Source organism: Alteromonas genovensis, from assembly GCF_010500895.1.
Lineage (GTDB): Bacteria > Pseudomonadota > Gammaproteobacteria > Enterobacterales > Alteromonadaceae > Alteromonas > Alteromonas genovensis.
In genome coordinates, this window is the sequence record NZ_JAAAWO010000031.1 from 1 (window position 1) to 1,090 (window position 1,090).

At 46.7% G+C, this 1,090-nt stretch carries 1 protein-coding gene; it reads left to right on the forward strand.

All coding sequences use genetic code 11. From position 1 onward, the window contains the following. Positions 1-104: 104 nt before the first annotated feature. Positions 105-1,055 (forward strand): IS30 family transposase, encoded by a 951-nt coding sequence (locus GTQ48_RS17435; RefSeq protein ID WP_126873343.1) that lies wholly within the window; start codon positions 105-107, stop codon positions 1,053-1,055. Positions 1,056-1,090 lie beyond the last annotated feature (35 nt).

Sequence of the window (1,090 nt, forward strand, 5' to 3'; positions counted from 1 at the left end):
CCCGAATTCAGATAATAAGTGCACCACTCTTGGTTAAATGGTGAGAAGAGATCAACTGCCTGTTGGTGGTACTCTGTAATCGCCAAAAAACAAGAGTAGTTACCATGAGTTACAAGCAGTTGATCGAGGGACAACGATACCAGATAGAAGCCTACTTACGCGAGGGTTTCAGTTATCGAGAAATCGGAAATCGTTTGAAAGTTAGCCACAGTACGATAAGTCGAGAGGTTCGGCGTAATAGAATTCGCGGTACACATTATCTTCCTGAGGTTGCGCAATCAAAAACGGTTAAGCGACGGCGAAGTGCAGCAAAATATCGTGTATCAGCACTTACTATTGTCTTTGTCGAGTTTGGCCTGACTGAAAAGTGGAGTCCTGAGCAAATAGCCGGTGTGGGTAAACTTATCGGCCATCCAGTTAGTCATGAGTGGATTTATGGGTATGTTCAACGCGATAAATTATCGGGAGGCAAGTTACACACACAGCTGCGCCATGGCCGACGTAAGTATCGAAAAGGCAGTCGCGCGAAGCGAGTGATTATCCCTAACCGCGTTGGTATTGAGCATAGGCCTGCTATCGTTGATAGAAAGAAACGCTTTGGCGATTGGGAAGCAGACACCGTATTAGGCAAAAACGGTACAGGTGCGATTGTGAGTCTGGTCGAGCGGAAAAGTAAGTTCTACCTAATTCGTAAGGTGCCTGCGAAGAGCGCAGCGGAAGTCAGTCGTGCAATGGTTGGTATGTTATGGCGCTATCGCAGGCATGTGCACACGATTACCGCAGACAACGGCACGGAATTTTGTGCTCATGAGTTGGTTGCTGAAAAGCTGAAAACAGACGTCTACTTCGCCAATCCCTATTCGTCTTGGGAACGAGGTTTAAATGAGAACTTTAACGGGTTACTGCGGCAGTTCATTAGCAAAGGCACAGACCTAAGCACGGTAACAGATGAGCAGATTGCGCAAGCACAACGTGCTCTGAATTTGAGACCAAGGAAGTGCCTTGGTTACAAACAACCTGAAGTTGTATTTAATCAATTACGCGGAGCGGCCTAATTTAGTGAGTGGTGCACTTCGAACTTGAATTCGCG

What these genes read in the sequence shown, in the direction of transcription:
- GTQ48_RS17435 (WP_126873343.1), top strand. Translation starts at nt 105, where the DNA reads ATGAGTTACAAGCAGTTGATCGAGGGACAACGATACCAGATAGAAGCC.